The sequence below is a fragment of the Mesorhizobium sp. ORM8.1 genome (assembly GCF_053005525.2).
Window position 1 is genome coordinate 3105704 of sequence record NZ_CM132600.1, and the last position, 16300, is coordinate 3122003.

13 protein-coding genes and 3 pseudogenes are annotated in these 16300 nt (G+C 63.8%); 2 read left to right on the forward strand and 14 right to left on the reverse strand.

Going from position 1 to position 16300, the window contains the following annotated elements; all coding sequences use genetic code 11:
• Positions 1-41 precede the first annotated feature (41 nt).
• The 14 genes and pseudogenes from lnt to ACVDG8_RS15780 form a co-directional block, all read right to left on the reverse strand.
• On the reverse strand, positions 42-1631 hold the full coding sequence (gene lnt, locus ACVDG8_RS15715) for an apolipoprotein N-acyltransferase (RefSeq protein WP_447255470.1): 1590 nt from the start codon (positions 1629-1631) through the stop codon (positions 42-44).
• A gap of 113 nt (positions 1632-1744) precedes the next feature.
• A complete protein-coding gene (locus ACVDG8_RS15720) occupies positions 1745-2821 on the reverse strand; it encodes a hemolysin family protein (RefSeq protein WP_447255471.1) in 1077 nt (358 codons plus the stop codon).
• Between the two features lie 27 nt (positions 2822-2848).
• Positions 2849-3346, reverse strand: coding sequence for an rRNA maturation RNase YbeY (gene ybeY / locus ACVDG8_RS15725; protein WP_447255472.1), 498 nt, complete (start codon positions 3344-3346; stop codon positions 2849-2851).
• 9 nt (positions 3347-3355) lie between these two features.
• Positions 3356-4348: a PhoH family protein gene (locus ACVDG8_RS15730; RefSeq protein WP_447257362.1), complete on the reverse strand. Its 993-nt coding sequence runs from the start codon at positions 4346-4348 to the stop codon at positions 3356-3358.
• Positions 4349-4431: 83 nt separating this feature from the next.
• Entirely contained in the window at positions 4432-5733 is a 1302-nt protein-coding gene (miaB, locus tag ACVDG8_RS15735; RefSeq protein WP_455707841.1) for a tRNA (N6-isopentenyl adenosine(37)-C2)-methylthiotransferase MiaB, read from the reverse strand.
• 220 nt (positions 5734-5953) lie between these two features.
• Positions 5954-6754, reverse strand: coding sequence for a lysophospholipid acyltransferase family protein (locus ACVDG8_RS15740; protein ID WP_447255474.1), 801 nt, complete (start codon positions 6752-6754; stop codon positions 5954-5956).
• Between the two features lie 126 nt (positions 6755-6880).
• Positions 6881-7374 (reverse strand): annotated as a pseudogene (gene rimI, locus ACVDG8_RS15745) (ribosomal protein S18-alanine N-acetyltransferase).
• A complete protein-coding gene (gene tsaB / locus ACVDG8_RS15750; RefSeq protein WP_447255476.1) occupies positions 7374-8063 on the reverse strand; it encodes a tRNA (adenosine(37)-N6)-threonylcarbamoyltransferase complex dimerization subunit type 1 TsaB in 690 nt (229 codons plus the stop codon). The pseudogene rimI and the gene tsaB overlap by 1 nt, the downstream one beginning before the upstream one ends.
• 256 nt (positions 8064-8319) lie before the next feature.
• Positions 8320-9425 (reverse strand): annotated as a pseudogene (locus tag ACVDG8_RS15755) (DUF1513 domain-containing protein).
• 12 nt (positions 9426-9437) lie between these two features.
• Positions 9438-10517, reverse strand: coding sequence for an imelysin family protein (locus ACVDG8_RS15760; protein WP_447255477.1), 1080 nt, complete (start codon positions 10515-10517; stop codon positions 9438-9440).
• Positions 10517-12112 (reverse strand): di-heme oxidoreductase family protein, encoded by a 1596-nt coding sequence (locus tag ACVDG8_RS15765; RefSeq protein WP_447255478.1) that lies wholly within the window; start codon positions 12110-12112, stop codon positions 10517-10519. Before ACVDG8_RS15765 ends, ACVDG8_RS15760 begins: the two co-directional genes overlap by 1 nt.
• Before the next feature lie 12 nt (positions 12113-12124).
• Positions 12125-12610, reverse strand: coding sequence for a bacterioferritin (bfr, locus tag ACVDG8_RS15770; RefSeq protein WP_447255479.1), 486 nt, complete (start codon positions 12608-12610; stop codon positions 12125-12127).
• Positions 12576-12887 carry a (2Fe-2S)-binding protein gene (locus tag ACVDG8_RS15775; RefSeq protein ID WP_447255480.1) on the reverse strand — a complete coding sequence of 104 codons (312 nt, stop codon included), beginning with the start codon at positions 12885-12887 and terminating at the stop codon, positions 12576-12578. Before ACVDG8_RS15775 ends, bfr begins: the two co-directional genes overlap by 35 nt.
• 66 nt (positions 12888-12953) lie before the next feature.
• The gene (locus ACVDG8_RS15780; protein WP_455707781.1) at positions 12954-14243 is read right to left on the reverse strand and encodes an imelysin family protein; all 1290 of its coding nucleotides are present in this window, start codon (positions 14241-14243) and stop codon (positions 12954-12956) included.
• 434 nt (positions 14244-14677) lie between these two features.
• Here ACVDG8_RS15780 and ACVDG8_RS15785 point away from each other — a divergent pair.
• Positions 14678-15930 (forward strand): annotated as a pseudogene (locus ACVDG8_RS15785) (NAD(P)/FAD-dependent oxidoreductase).
• A 37-nt stretch (positions 15931-15967) separates the two neighbouring features.
• On the forward strand, positions 15968-16198 hold the full coding sequence (locus ACVDG8_RS15790) for a ribbon-helix-helix domain-containing protein (protein ID WP_447255482.1): 231 nt from the start codon (positions 15968-15970) through the stop codon (positions 16196-16198).
• The last annotated feature ends 102 nt before the right edge of the window (positions 16199-16300 follow it).

Consider the following 16300-nt stretch of genomic DNA (forward strand, 5'->3'; position numbering starts at 1 on the left):
AATTTTAGGCGTTACAGTATGAGTTTCTAATGTGTCGACTGTCAATTCGCCCGTAGCCGTTGCCTTACATTCAATGTGAAGGCCGTCAGGGCAAACAGCAACATGATCAGCAATCCGTTAATTCGCCGCTGATCGGCGGAGAACCGAGCTTGGCCCGAAATTGGCACATGCGCATCGATGGCGCCGCGCGCGTTGACGGCCAGCGCATCGACAATGCGCCCGCGCGAATCGACCACGGCGGAAATGCCATTGTTAGCCGCGCGCAACAAAGGCTTCCCATTTTCCACCGCACGGATCTGCGCCTGCCTGAAGTGCTGATAAGGGCCCGGCGTGTCGCCAAACCAGGCATCGTTGGTGACGTTCACAATAAGATCGGATGACGCTGCGTCAACTGCCACAAGGTCGGGAAAGATCACCTCGTAGCAAATGAACGGCGCGGCGCGCAGGCCATTCGGCAGGGCGATCGGATGGCGCTCGTTGCCGGCGGCGAAATTCATCGGTCCGGCAACCAGCTGGCCGATGCCGAAGCGCTGGAACAGTTCGGCGAAAGGCAGGTATTCGCCGAACGGCACCAGATGCACCTTGTCGACGGCGTCGACGATCTCGCCCTTGTCATTGATCGCCACCACGGAATTGTAATAGCGGCTGTCAGCGTTGGCGACAGCGCCGCCTTCCTCGCGCACGACACCGGCGACCAGCAGCTGGCCGTCGGTGAGCATGTCGCCGAGCGCCGTCAGCGCGTCCGGCCGCTCGGTGAACAGAAACGGCACCGACGTTTCCGGCCACAGGATCAACTGCGGCTTGGCGTGACCCTCTTCCGGCGCCTTTGCGGATATTCCGAGCAAGGTCGCGAAGATACGGTCGCGCACCGAAGCGTCCCACTTCTCGCTGAGATCGACGGCCGGCTGCACGATGCGAACGTCGATCGATCGGGTCGGTTTGACCGGCGTGGCAAGCCTGACATAGCCGAAGCCGACATGGCCGGCGATGAGGATGACGAACAGGGCGAAGCCCAGCCTGAGATGGCGTCGCGCGGCGAGCAGCGCAGGCAGCGAAAAGACAAAGACCGCGAGCGCGTTCATGCCGATCATTCCGGTCACCGATACGCTCTGCATCAGCAGCGGCACCGGCATTGCGGCATAGCCGACGGCATTCCAGGGGAAGCCGGTGAACAGGAAATCGCGCAGCCATTCGGCCAGGCCGAAGCCGAAGGCCAACGCTGCGATACGACCAATATCGCTGCTCCAGAACAGCCGCGCCACGACGGTGGCGAAGCCGTAGAAGAAGGCGAGCGCGAAGGGGATGCCGACGACGGCGAAGGGCAAGGCCCAGGCAAAGCTGTCGGCCTCGACCAGCAGCGCCTGGCCGATCCACCAGAGACCCGCGAGAAAATATCCGAAGCCGAACCACCAGCCGGTGGCGAAGGCCGGCTTCAGGCGTTTCAGCCATCCATCGGAGGCTTCGCCGGTGGCGCCGTCGAGCAGCCACACGAGGACCGGAAACGAGATGAAGCAGACGGCGAAGAAGTCGTAGGGCGCCTGAGCCAGAACGGCGAGCGCGCCGGCGAGAAACGCCACCAGCGCCCGCCGCCAACCCCAGAGCAGAATTATCCGGCCGGCAAGGCGCTCCATGCAGACGTCCGAGTCGCGCGAATCAGTTGCGAAGGTTTAACAGGCTGCGCCGCCTGCTCCAAATGACGCCGACTTGAGAGATGGGGCTGCGCCTACGGTCGGCGCCGCCCGCTTCAGGCCTGCTCGGTGCGTGCGGCGCGACGGCGCTGGCGCTCGCCCTTCTGGCTCTGGACGATGCGCACGCGCTTGACGCGGCGCGGGTCGGCGTCAAGCACATGGAATTCGAAGCCGGGGATGGCTTGGACCACTTCGCCGCGCGCCGGGACGCGTCCCAGCGTGTTGAAGATCATGCCGCCGATGGTGTCGACATATTCGCCATGCTCGCCGGCGGCGAAATCCTCGCCGATCATCTTGGCGACCTCGTCGATCTCGGCCTTGCCGTCGACGACGAACACGCCGTCGCCGGTCTGGGTGATCATCGGCTCGTCATCGTCGTGCTCGTCCTCGATGTCGCCGACGACCATCTCGACGATGTCCTCGAGCGAAGCGAGGCCGTCGGTGCCGCCATATTCGTCGATGACCAGCGCCATCTGGGTGCGGTTGGTCTGCATGCGCCCCATCAGGTCGGAGGCAAGCATCGACGGCGGCACGAACAGCACCGGGCGGATCAGGCTGAGATCGCCGATGGTGCGCGCCAGGTCGACCTGGGCAAGGTCGAGCGCGGCCGTCACCGGGGCTTTCGCTCTGGCGCGGCCCTTCTTGACGCGGGCGAGCTTGGTGATGTGGGCCAGCACGTCGCGGATGTGGACCATGCCGCGCGGATCGTCGAGCGTCTCGGAATAGACCGGCATGCGCGAATGGCCGGATTGCTCGAACAGGCCGAGCAGATCGCCAAGCGTGGTGTTGATCTCGACCGCTTCGATATCGGCGCGCGGCACCATCACGTCCTCGACGCGCACTTCGCGCAGGCGCAGGATGTTGTTGAGCATGGCGCGCTCGCCGGGCGAGAACGACTCGGCATCGCTCGCCGTCTCGGCAAGCGCATCGGCTATCTCCTCGCGCAGACTGGTGCCGTTGCGGTGCCTGAACAGGCCGACAACGCGATCAAAGAGCGAAGGACCGGCATGCTGCGGCTCGGCGGCCGCGCTGCCGGTCGGAATACTCGGACTGGAGCCCTCTTCCGACTTTTCGGAAGGCTTGGCAGCACTGCCGGCGTCCGGACGGGCGGCAGTTTCTGGTTTGTCGTTCATCGCCATCGGGTCAATTGAGCTTTTTTGTTACGCGTAGGGATCGGGAATGGCAAGCCTTGCAAGCGCCCTGCGCTCGATCGCTTCCATCTCCTCAGCCTCGGCGCCGGTCTCGTGATCATGGCCCAGAAGATGCAGCAGGCCATGGATCACAAGATGGGTGATATGGTTCGCCAGGGGCTTGTCTTCCAGTGCGGCCTCGCGCGCGATCGTCTCCGCCGCCAGCACGATATCGCCCAGCATCGGCGGTAGCGGGCGACCTTTGGCGAACGGAAAAGCCGGGAAAGACAAGACGTTGGTGGGCTTGTCCTTGCCGCGCCATTGCGCGTTCAGCGCCTGGATATGGGCATCGTCGGAAAAAACGATGCTGAGTTCCGAGACGCCGCTCGCGCCGGTTTCGGCAAAGGCCGCCGTGACGGCCAGACCGACCAGCCGCTTCAGCTCGGCTTGCGCGGGCCAATCGCCGGCCTCGACGAAAATATCGATATCGACCGGCGTTTTGCCAGCTGGTTTGGCGGCTTCAGCCATGCGGCCTTGTCAGCTTTCCGCGCCCAGGCCCCTGGCCAGCTTGCCGTCGCGATCATAGGCCCTGACGATTTCCGCCACCAGCGGATGGCGAACGACGTCGACATCGTTGAAGCGCACGGTTACCGCGCCTGCCACGCCATCGAGGACACGCAAGGCTTCGACAAGGCCCGACTTGGTGCTCGGAGGAAGATCGATCTGGGTCGGATCGCCGGTAACGATCATGCGCGAGTTCTCGCCGAGACGGGTGAGAAACATCTTCATCTGCATCGGCGTGGTGTTCTGCGCCTCATCGAGGATGACCGCGGCATGCGCCAGCGTGCGGCCGCGCATGAAGGCGAGCGGTGCGATCTCGATCACCTCGGCGGCAATCGCTCGCTCGACCTTGTCGGCCGGCATCATGTCGTAAAGTGCGTCGTAGAGCGGACGCAGATACGGATCGACCTTCTCCTTCATGTCGCCGGGCAGGAAGCCCAACCGCTCGCCGGCCTCGACAGCCGGACGCGACAGAATGATGCGTTCGACCATGCCGCGTTCGAGCAGCATCGCCGCATGCGCCACCGCCAGATAGGTCTTGCCGGTGCCGGCCGGACCGATGCCGAACACGAGTTCCGACCGCTCCAGCGCCCGCATATAGGCATCCTGGTTGAGCGAGCGGGCATAGATGGTCTTCTTGCGCGTGGCGATCTGGGCGGCCGAAACCTTGCCCTTGCGCTCCATGGTTGGCAGCGTCAGCTGGTCGTCGGCGGCGATCGCCATGCGCACGGCGCCGTCGACATCCGACTGGCCGACGTCGACGCCCTTCTGCAGGATGCCGTAGAGCGTATCGAGGGCGCGACGCGCCTGTTCGGCCGCGGTTGCCGAGCCTTTGATCGTAAGCTGGTTGCCGCGCGAACGGATGTCGACGCCGAGCTTCTGCTCGAGCCGGGCGAGGTTCTCGTCGAACTGACCGTAAAGGGCGCTGGCAAGCTTGTTGTTGTCGAAGGTCAGTACGATGTGCGCCATGTCGGAAGCCCCGGACGCTTGGGTCTGGGGCGGATTCTTCAGTTCAGCAGCGCTCAACCGTCTCTCCTCATCTGCCGAAGCCATCAGGCCAACTCGGCGAACAGGCTGTTGTAGCCCGTCCTTGTGATTCGTACGTCGATAATGTCACCGATTCCACCGGCCTTGTCGTCAACAATAACCGGTTGCAGCCACGGAGAGCGGCCGACTTTCTGGCCAGCCTGGCGGCCCGGCTTCTCGATCAGCGTGCCGATGGTCTTGCCGACCAGGCTCAGGCCGAAATCCTGCTGCTGCTTCAAAAGCAGGGCTTGCAGCCGCTGCAGCCGTTCATCCTTGACCGCCTCGGACACTTGGTCGCTCATTTCGGCGCCCGGCGTGCCGGGTCGCGGCGAATATTTGAACGAGAAGGCCGAGGCATAGTTGACCTCCCGTACCAGTTCCATCGTCGCCTCGAAATCGTCATTCGTCTCGCCCGGGAAGCCGACGATGAAGTCGCCGGACATGGCGATATCGGCGCGGGCATTGCGGATGCGGTCGATGAGCGCCAGATAATCGCGCGCCGTGTGCCGGCGGTTCATCGCCTTCAAGATGCGGTCGGAGCCGGACTGCACCGGCAGGTGCAGATAGGGCATCAGAGCGGCCAAGTCGCGGTGCGCGGCGATCAACTCATCATCCATGTCGCGCGGATGGCTGGTGGTGTAACGCAGGCGCGCCAGTCCAGGAATTTCCGCCAGGCGAAACAGCAGGCGGCCAAGGCCCCATTCCTCGCCGTTTTCGCCAACGCCATGCCAGGCGTTGACGTTCTGGCCGAGCAGCGTCACCTCGCGCACGCCGGCCTCGGCCAGGCGCTCGGCCTCGGCGACGATCTGCGCCACCGGCCGCGACACTTCCGAGCCGCGCGTATAAGGCACGACGCAGAAGGTGCAGAACTTGTCGCAGCCTTCCTGCACCGTAAGGAAGGCAGTGACGCCACGTTTGGCCAGTTCGGCGCGCTTGGGCTGCGGCAGATGCTCGAACTTGTCCTCGATGGCGTATTCGGTCTCGACGATCTTCTCGCCGCCGCGCACCCTTGCCAGCACGTCGGGCAGCCGGTGATAGGTCTGCGGGCCGATGACGAGATCGACGGCCGGCGAACGGCGGATGATCTCGGCACCCTCGGCCTGCGCCACGCAACCGGCGACGCCGATCAAAAGCTCGCGGCCGGCGCTGGCGCGCTCAGCCTTCATGTCGCGGATGCGGCCGAGCTCGGAATAGACCTTTTCGGCGGCCTTTTCGCGGATATGGCAGGTGTTGAGCAGCACCAGATCGGCATCGTCGATCGCGTCGGTGGCGACATAGCCGTCGGCGGCCAGCGCATCGGTCATGCGTTGGGAATCGTAGACATTCATCTGGCAGCCATAGGTCTTGACGAAGACCTTTTTCGCCGTCGGGACAGTGCTGGCCGAATGCTCGGCTGCAATGCCGATGTCGTGGCTTTCGATCGTGTTTAACTCCATCGGGCGGCTTCTAACGCCTTTCCGTGACAAAAAACAGACGATTCTAGCCAAGGCACGCCGACTGCAGGGATCTCGGTCGTCATCCCTACACAGTTTGGGCGCCATGCAGCGTTTACCGGCCTGGAGCCGGGTTCGCGAGGGCCGCCTGCATCATCTCGCGTACCTTGGCTTCCATCAACCGCGCGGTTTCCTTGCGGTTCGAGCCCTTGGAGAAGGCCACTGGATCGCCGAAATGCACCTCGGCGTCGAGCGCGCCTTCGGCAAGCAGCACTTTCAGATGCGGCATCAGATCCTGATCGCCGATCCACGCGGAAATCGGCCGGTGACGGCGGCCCATCGGCACGCCGTGCAGGCGCGTATAGGCGATCGCCACCGGCTGGATGAAGACCTTGTCCGTCGCGCCTTCCGAAATTGCCATCGAGGCCGCGCCAAACAAGGTGCTCTTGAACGGCAGCACCAGATTGCCGTCGCCGGTGGAGCCCTCGGGAAACAGCACCATGGTATCGCCCTTGGCCATGCGCCCGCCGATTTCGCTCGCCTGGTCGCCGGAGGTGCGCTTGCGCTCGCGCTCGATGAAGACAGTACGCTGCAGCTTGGACAGCATGCCGATCAGCGGCCAGCCTTCCATGTCGGCCCTGGCGATGAACTTCACGTCGGCGAAAGAGCCGAGCACCATGATGTCGGTCCAGGAAATGTGGTTGGCCGCGACCAGCAACGGGCGTTCGTTCGCCAGCGCGCCTTTGATGTGAACGCGAATGCCGAGCGCCCTCAGGATCATGCGGTGCCAGATTTTCAGGATGACCGTCTCGGGCCACAGCCCGGTCTTTATCGACAGGATCTGCAGGGGCACCAGCACCAACGTGCAAACGACAACGCAGCCGAGCGCCAGGAAAATCCGCAATCTCTTGATCATTCGCTCCGGCCCTGCCCATTACAGCGCCGCGCGCCCTCTCGGGCGCGCAAAGGACGCTGTAACGCTCGAATTCTGGCGCATGACCCCGGCAATCGGGGACGATTGCCGGGGTCATGCGCCGTGTGGCTAGCGAAGATCGCGGCGCATGACAAGCGCGCCGGTCGGACCGTGCTCGGTCGAGCGATAGTAATTGGGGCGCTGGCCGACCTGGCGGAAACCCAGCCTGCGATAAAGCGCGATCGCCGGCGCATTGGTCTCGTCGACCTCGAGGAACAGCGCTTCGGCGCGCTGCGCATGCAATTCGCGCAGCACGGCGTCCATCAGCTGCCAGCCGAGGCCCTGACGGCGATGCGCGCGGGCAACCGCGACAGTCAGGATTTCGCCCTCGCCGGCCGCGAGCCGCGCCAGCACGAAGCCGACCGGAGGCTTCGCTCCTGCCCGGTCTCACGCGCGGCATAGCCGAACACGGTGTCCTGCCCGAGCAATGACGCGAACTCGCCATCGGTCCAGGGCCGCACGAAATCCTCGCGGTGCAGCACCGAGACGGCGGCGCTGTCGCCAACCGTCAGCGGTTCGAGCGCATAATCCCTGCGGCGCGGTTGAAAGAACGGTATGCGCATCAGGGCTGTTTTCCCCTTGGGTCCTGCCTTGGCAAAATGAAGCCAGCCTGCGGCTTGGCGTCGGCGCCACGCAGATAGAGCGGCTTCGGCCTCTCGCCCGGTCCTTTGGCGGCGGCCAGTCTGGCGTAGGTCGCAATGTCGGCGGTAGAGGTTACCGGCCCGATGTCGAGGACATGTCCTGCCGCCGCGATCAGCGGCGCGGCCGTGCCGGCAAGGATCGCGTCGGCGCGCTCAGCCATGGCACTCGCCTCGGCAAGATTAGCCACAGCAGGTCCGTAAGTCAAAACTAACGCTTTATCGTAGAGCGCGGCATGGATTTCCGCGCGGCCGGCATCGAGCGCGGCAAGCACGGCGCGGCCGGGGAAAACCCCAGCCGCCTCAGCCGCCAGCGCCTCCAGCGTCGTCACGCCGATGGCGGGGATTTTGAGCGCCAGCGCCAGCCCACGCGCCGTCGAGACGCCGACACGCAAGCCGGTGAAGGAACCCGGGCCGATCGATACGGCAATGGCGCTCAGGTCGCGATAGCCTATCCCACTGGCTTCAAGGGTAGCCTCGATGACAGCCATAAGATGCTCGGCATGGCCCTTGCCGAGATCCAGCACCTGCCGGCCAAGCTCATTGCCAGCAGCCGCGTCATAGACGCAGGCGGCACAGAGACTGGCGGCGCAGTCGATGGCAAGGAGCTTCATACAGGCAGCTTCATTTTAGCCGGTCAACGAACAGGATCGAACGATATTCCCTGTGCCCGCCAGGGCCTGCCGCCGCAAGGGCCACGGTCGAGAAAGTTAAACGGCTTGGCTTCCGCGCAACATCAGGACTTTTTGTTTGACGCAATCCCGGACGGAAAACCGCTTCACACTTTTCCTGGAATTGCTTCGGCTTGTTTGACGCAATCCCGGACGGAAAACCGCTTCACACTTTTCCTGGAATTGCTTCGGCAGGCCGTCAGGCCGTGGCGGAGATGCGCAGCATGTGGTTATCCCAGACATAGTCGGGCTCGGAACGGGTCGCGCCTGCGCCGCCGATAATCTCACCGGCGCCTGTCGTTGCCATGAAGCCGGCGCCGTCTGGCGCGAGGCCGCACACTTCGACAAGCGACCTGGTCGTGACGACTTGGCCGCTGGCCGCGTCGATCACCGCCAGCGCGTTTCCTCCGGCGATGTGACGGCGACGGTGCCGGCGCCGGGATTGGCGGCGACGGAGCCGATATAGTTGCGGAAGCCGGAGAGCACGTCCTGCGGCATCTCCAAGAGTTCAAGGTCCTTGCCGCGAACCGCACGCCCGATCAGCGCCGGACGGTCGGTCGCCGGTCCCCTATACTGGCAACCGAACCAGACGGTGCCGGCCTGGTCGCGGTCCATATGGCGGATCGACAGCTGGTGGAGCGACGGCGGCAATTCGTGCTTTTCGATCAGGTCGCCGGTGATGCGGTCGACCAGCGTGTAGGACGGCTTCATGGTCGCGATGTTGAGCTCGGCGCGGCCGAAATCGGGATGGGTTTCGATGCCGCCATTGGCAATCGCCAAAGTCCGGCCATCGCCGAGCAGCAAGAGTTCATGCGGGCCCATGCCATAGGTCGGAAATTCGCCGATGCGGTTGAATTTCGCGCGCGCGTCGTAAATGCCGACGACGCCGGCGGCATTGTCGAAGTCGTTCTCCGTCGCATAGAGCACGGCGCCATCGCGCGAGAACACGCCATGGCCGAAGAAATGCCGGCCGGCGATACTGGGGATCGTCAGGGGCTGCTCGCGGCCGGCATGGTCGAAGACCACGGCGAAAGTTCCGGGCTGGCGGGCAAAGACGACCGATCGCTTCGACATGGGATCGAAGGTGACGTCATGGCCGCGGTCCGGCAGATCGACTATGTGCAGGATCTTGCCGGCTTCGGACAGCACGGCGGCGCCAAAACTGCCGTCGCGCTTGGCGAAAGCCGTGGCGAAGACAGCGTCCGCTGCCAGCGTGTCGGCCCAGGCGCGCGGCGCCAGCGCGGCGGCGAAGCTGGCGCCTGCTGCCCGAAGGAAGTCGCGGCGGTCGATGAGCGCTGTACCCAGCCGAGCCATCGCTCAATCCCCATCCAGCGAGGAAAAGCCGGCGGTCAGGCCGAACTCGGCCGTCATCCTGGTGCCGATCAAGGTCGAAAGGCTGGAGGTGATCAGTGCGAAATGCTCAAGCTTGTCGCGCAAAGCCGGATCGGCGAGCGCCTTGTCGATGGGTCCAGTGACCGATTTTGCCGTCGCCACGCCATTGGTGAGCTGGATGTGGATGGATTGCGCCATCCATTGCGCATCCGCGGGCAGCGCATCGCCAAGCTTGGAAGCCTGGAAGAGCTGGTCGATGCCGGACAGGTTTCCGGCCAGCGATGCGGCCGTGTTCCGCGAGCGCCAGTAGATCGCCTGTTTCGGCTTGTCGGCGTCCGGCTTTGCGCCGAGGAACCCCTTGAGCCGCACGTCGCGGATCATGTCCAGTTCGTTGATGAAGACGCCGACCAGCTCCGTCACCGCTTCGGTGCCGTCGCGATAGAGCGGGTTCTTCGGACCTGGATTGGCCCACAGCGAAGCAAAGCCGTCGGGCTTCTGCCAGGCGTCGCGAACCTCGCCTGAGATCGTCTTGATGTTGCCGGCCACCGCCGCGCCATAGGCACAGCGATAAGGGTCGCCCTTTTTGGCAAGCGTTTCGGCGCCGTCGCCGTAGAGCACATATTCGAGCGCGCCCAGTCCCTGCATGGCGACGCTCTTGCCCGCCAGTTGCACCGGATCGGTCGATGACGGGTCCTTCGCGGCGAGCGTCGCCTGCACCTGCCGCAGGCCGATGCTCTTGCGGTCCGGCCAATAGAGCATGCGCTCCAGCCGGTTGTTCTCCTTGACCGGGCCGAAACCGATGACCTCGGCCACCGACCAGGCCTCGACCGTGCCGGAAAACTCTGAACGCGCCGCTTCCAGATTTTGCTCGGACGGTGCATCGCAAAGCTGATGCATCGCCTTGGCCAAGCTTTCGGCGTGAGTGTCGAGGGCGGCATAGGCCGGGCGGACGAAGCCGTCGATCGCGCGCCCGATGACATCGGAGGCTTTCACGGCCGCTGATGCCGGCAATGCGGCGGCCAGCAGGAGCGGAAGGGCAAGAACGGCCGCGAGGCGTTTCGACATCAGAGCGACTCCAGGAATTTGATCAGCGCATCACGATCGGCGGCGGCAGCACCCGCAAAGCGGTCGCGCGCCTTCTGGGCCTCGCCGCCATGCCACAGGATCGCCTCGCCAAGGCTGCGGGCGCGCCCGTCATGCAGGTAGAAACTGTTGCCGTTGACGGTCGCGGTAAGCCCGATGCCCCAGAGCGGCGGCGTGCGCCATTCGCTGCCGGTGGCTTCGCCGACGCGCTGACCATCGGCGAGGCCTTCGCCCATGTCATGCAGAAGAAAATCGGAATAAGGCCAGATCAACTGGAAGGCCTGCGCTTTGTTGGGCGTGCCGCGCATGGTGACGAATTTCGGCGTGTGGCAGGCAATACAGCCCATCTCGTAGAACTGCTTCTTGCCGGCAAGCATGTCGGGTTTGTCGAGATCGCGGCGCGCCGGCACGGCCAGGTTCTGCGAATAGAAGGTGACGAGGTCCATCACCGGCGGCGGCGCCTCCGCGATGCCGAGGCGCTTCTGAACGCCATTCGGCAGGGCAAGGCAATCTTTCTGCGCCTGGGTGCAATCACCCCAGTGCTTCGGCATTTCCGGCGTCGAGATGCCGATGTCGCCGGCGAAGGCATCGGCGGCCTGCTGGCGGATCGAGGCGGTCTGCGCCTTCCAGCCGAAGCGGCCCAAACTTATCTCGCCGCCCAGCTCGTCACGCACGATGTTGGGACGGCCGGAGATACCGTCGCTGTTACGGTCTTCCGGATCGGCGCGGGCCAGGATGTCCGCCGGCGCGATCTGCTCGATCAGGCCGAGCCCGATCATCGGCGGTGTCAGGCGCGGCGACAGCGTGATGCGTGGATCGAGCGGGCCGTAGCCTGGGTTTTCGACCGCGTAGCTCGGCTTGCGCAGCGGAACGACGGTGCCATCGGCAAGTGCCACCTTCACTTCGGAATAGTCGACACGCATGCGGCCTTCGCCCTTCAGGCCGGGAACCGCCAGCTCCTGCAATTGCGTGCCGTAAACCGGATCGGGGAAGTTCAGCACCTTGTGGCCGGCAAGTGCTGCTTCTTCTCCAGCGTTGCCGGCGTCGCGCGCGAGCCTGAGGAACATCGAGGTCGAGCCCGCGCCTTCCGGCGGACGGCCGCGGCCATCCTTCAGATGGCAGTTCTGGCAGGCGCGCTCGTTGAACAGCGGACCAAGGCCATCGGAGGCCTGCGTCGAGGACGGCGATGACACCCAATTCTTGCGGAAAAGCGCATTGCCGAGCTTGAAGGTGCCCTCTTCCTCGAAGGTGATGTTGGCGGAGGACTGCGAGAAGGCGTCGCGGTTGACGTCCTTGCGCGAGGTACCGGCGCCACCCTGCATCCGTTCGAAGGGCTCGGGTTTGGAAAAGTCGGTGGTCGGCCGGGTGACGGCCAGCACCCTCGCCTGGTCTTTCGGCGACAAGTCGGTTCGGCTGGTGGGCAGACCGGCTGGCTCGCCGGCCAAAGCGGGTGTGGAAAGCACGATTGCCAGCAGAAGCGAAGCCCCGCGATGGTTTTGGTATCGCGGGTTCTTCGGGAATGGCGGGCCGCTGGCTGCGGCCCGCGGGCGGCGCGGAAAATCTACGGTGCGCCGCATTCCCGCATGTCCTTACTCCGCCTCGTTGGCCGAGTCGGCGTTGAGCTGGCCGTATTTTTCCTCGCCGATCGAGGCAAGCAGGTCGAGCTGCGTCTCGAGAAAGTCGATGTGACCCTCTTCGTCCGACAGCAGATCCTCGAACAGCTTCATCGACACATAGTCTCCGGTATCGTGGCAGATCTCGCGCGAGCGCTTGTAGGCGGTGCGTGCGTCATATTCGCCGGCAAGATCGGATTCGAGCACTTCCTTGACGTTCTGGCCGATGCGCAACGGCGCGACCGACTGCAGGTTCGGATGGCCTTCGAGGAAGATGATGCGAGCAATCAGCCGGTCGGCGTGATGCATTTCCTCGATCGATTCGGCCCGCTCCTTCTTGGCCAGCTTGGTGTAGCCCCAGTCCTCGAGCAGACGATAGTGGACCCAGTACTGATTGACGGCTCCAAGCTCCAGAAACAGAGCATCATTAAGCCGCTCGATGATCTGCGGTTCGCCTTTCATGGGTTCTGCTCCCGTATTGGACGCGCAAGCCTCTTACGCGGTCCAAGTGTGAAACGATGTCCACGCCGCCCACCTCTGAGCGGGTGTGGTAATTCTCGGTGACCCGAATGATCGTTTCCACCACATTTGGAAAGCAGCCGCAACAGCGACCGCGCTTGCGCATGGCATGATAGACCTTGGCCGGCACGATAAGCTGCCAGGGATCCTCATCCAGCAGGCCAATGATGGCCTGCTCGATCTCCTTCTCGGTGATGATGTTGCAATGGCAGATCAGCATTTATTTGCTCTGGCTGACGGCGCCCCTTCCGGCGCCGCTTGGCTTGTTACTGGCCCTGCGGCCTTCTTATTTAAACACCTTGTCCGGTGAGTCGAGGCTGTCTGAGCCTTCGAAGGCGATGGCGTTGAGCTTCAACGAGCCGACGGCGCGTTCGATCGACTTGGTCTGCTCGATCAGCGCGTCGATCGCCGCCTGCACCGTGGCGTTGCCTTCGGTGTTACCCTCGGCGATCTGCTGGTCGTAAGCCTCGCCGCCGAGCGCGCGCTTCTGGATGGCTTCCATGTTGGCGACGGTGGTGTCGAGCTTGCCGGACAATTCCTTGTCGATCGCCGGATCGGCCACCTTCACCATGTCGGACACCGACCGGCCTGAAACCACCGAGCCGTCGAGCCGCTTGTAGCTGGCATGGTAAGCGTCGCGGATGCCGACGGCATCATAGAGGTGCGAGATATAGGTGTTGTCGGAGAAGCAGTCTTGCTCCTCTTCCGGATCGTGCAGCAACAGGCCGAGCTTCATGCGCTCGCCGGCAAGCTCGCCATAGGACAGCGAGCCCATGCCGGTCAGGATGGTCGAGATGCCGGCATTCGGCTCACCATCTGAGAGGGCTTTGCGCGCGGCGCCGTCTTCCTTCCAATTGCCGACCATCTCCTGCAGGTCGGACACCAGAAGGTCGCTCGCCGATTTCAGATATTCGGCGCGGCGGTCGCAATTGCCATTGGTGCAGCTCTTGAGGTCGTAGTCCGTATACGGACGCTCACCGGCGCCGGGCCCGGTGCCATGCAGGTCCTGGCCCCAGAGCAGGAATTCGATGGCGTGATAGCCGGTCGCGACATTGGCCTCGACGCCGCCGGCTTCCTGCAGCGTCCTGGACAGGAATTCGGGCGTCAGCTTCGAGGCGTCGACCTTCTTGCCGTTGATCTCGATTTCCTTGTTGGCGATGACATTGGCCGTGTAGAGCGCGTTTTCGTCCGACTCGCTGCCGTAGCTTTTGGCGACATAGTCGATCAGGCCTTCGTCCAGCGGCCAGGAATTGACCCGGCCTTCCCAGTCGTCGACGATCTTGTTGCCGAAACGGTAGACTTCGGTCTGCTGGTAAGGGATGCGCGACGCCTTCCAGGCTTCGCGGGCCGCGTTCAGCGTGTCGGCGGAAGGCTTGGCGAGAAGCGTGTCGACCGCCTTGTCCAGCGCCTGCGCGGTGGTCAGCAGATCCTCGTATTTGGCCAGCGCGATGTCCGAATAGGTTTTGATCACCGCCTTCGCATCGGTCTCGGCGTTCGCCGGCAGCACGAAAACCGCCGCGGTCAATGCAGCCGTGGCGCAGATCGCTGCCAGCCTGCTGCCATTACGTGCCGTCATTATCTTTCTCCAGTTCCTTGGGAATTCAACAAAAGGCGCACGCGTCCACCCGCGCCGAGGCATCGACATGCCCGATAAGATGTGGGCCGCGCCAATGCGCGGTTCGCGATAAAAAGTCACCGGTAGCCTCCAATCGAACGGGTTCAAGGCCCAGACATCAAAGGAATGCGCTTTGCGCGCAGCCCTTCATAAAACGATGGAAGGGTCGGAAGTCAACTGGCGCGACGCGGAAAATTCAATTGAAACAATAGTTTAGAATTATTCTAAACTAGAACTATCAACTTTAAGACCTCAAGCCTGCCTAAGGAATTCGATCGGTGGCGCAATTGACAGAGAGCCGTCCTGGGTGCGACCCCGACGCCCACTCTTGCGGCGGCGGCAGACAATCGCCACCTGGCGCAAGAGCCTAGATTTCTAAAAACAAAAGGATGGCGATGACGAACGGGATTGTGATTGTCGGTGCGGGCCATGCCGGCGTGCAGGCAGCCGCGAGCCTGCGCGAGGAGGGCTATGGCGGTCCGGTCATCCTCATCGGCGATGAGCAGGAACTGCCCTATCACAAACCGCCGCTGTCCAAGACCTTCATCAAGGACGCCGAGGCCAAGCCGCAGCCCTTGCGCGGCGAAGCCTTCTATACGGGCAACAGCATCGATTTCCGGCCAGGCACGCGCATCGACAGCATCGACGCCCGCGCGTGCCAGTTGAACGTCGCGGGCGGCAGCCCACTTGCCTTCGACCGGCTGGTCCTGGCCACCGGCTCGCGGCCGCGCGTGCTCAAGCTCGACGGAACCGGGCTCGCCGGCGTGGTCTCGCTGCGCTCCGTTGCCGACGCGCGCCTGATCCGCGAGCTCAGCGCTCGAACCGAGGATGTTGTTATCCTCGGCGGCGGCTTCATCGGTCTTGAGATCGCGGCGACATTGCGCGCCGCCGGCCGCAACGTCACCGTCGTCGAGGCCGTGGACAGATTGCTCGGCCGCGCCGTGGCGCCGGTGATCGCGAGCCATGTGCGCCAGCGCCTGGAGGCGATCGGCGTGCGCATCCTGACCGGCACCACCGTCGCTCGCCTCGAGGGCGAAAGCGGCCGTGTCGCGGCCGCGATCGCGTCGGGGGTGAACGCCTGCCGGCGCAGATGGTGATCGTCGGCATCGGCGTCGTGCCCAATGTGGAACTGGCGGAAGCCGCCGGCTTGGCGACCGCCAACGGCATCCGCGTCGACCAGCATATGCAGAGCTCGATCCCGGAAATCCTCGCCATCGGCGACGCCGCCTCCTACCGGCACTGGTTCACCGGCGGGGATGTGCGGCTGGAATCGGTGCAGAACGCCACCGACCAGGCGCGGCTTGCCGCACGCACCATCGTCGGCCATGCCGAACCTTTCTCCGCCGTGCCGTGGTTCTGGTCGGATATCGGCGATATGAAGCTGCAGATGGTCGGGCTGACGCAAGGCGGCGATCACCATGTCGTGCTCGGCGATCTCGCCGAGAACAAGTTCTCGATCTACCACTATGCCGGCAACCGGCTGCTCGGCATCGAATCCGTCAACCGTCCCGGTGACCACATGCTCGGACGCAAAATGCTCGGCGCCGGCTTTTCGCCGACGCCACAGACGGTGGCCATGGGTCCCGAAGGGCTGAAGGCAGCGCTTGCCGCGTTTCAGGATATGGAGCCGGCCAAGGCCAGCGCATAGGGTTGCCAATTTTTGCCATAGGCAACAAAATGCCTGAATGAGCATGTTAAACATCTCACTCCCCGACAGCCTGAAGCATTTTGTCGACCGGCAGGTGACGGAGCGCGGCTATGGCACCAGCAGCGAGTATGTGCGTGAGTTAATCCGCCACGATCAGGATCGTCAACTTCTGCGCGGCTTGCTACTCGAGGGGGCGTCATCCGCGCCGGGCGCACCCGTTGACGATAATTATTTCGCGGCGCTGCGAAGACGAGCACAAGTCCGATAGACCGGCGTCTCGAGCTCTGCACCCAGGACAGACATTCCGGCCTAGTTGCGGAATCCGAGCCCTGACGGCTCATTCATGCACGTAAGTGCAGACCGTCAGGGA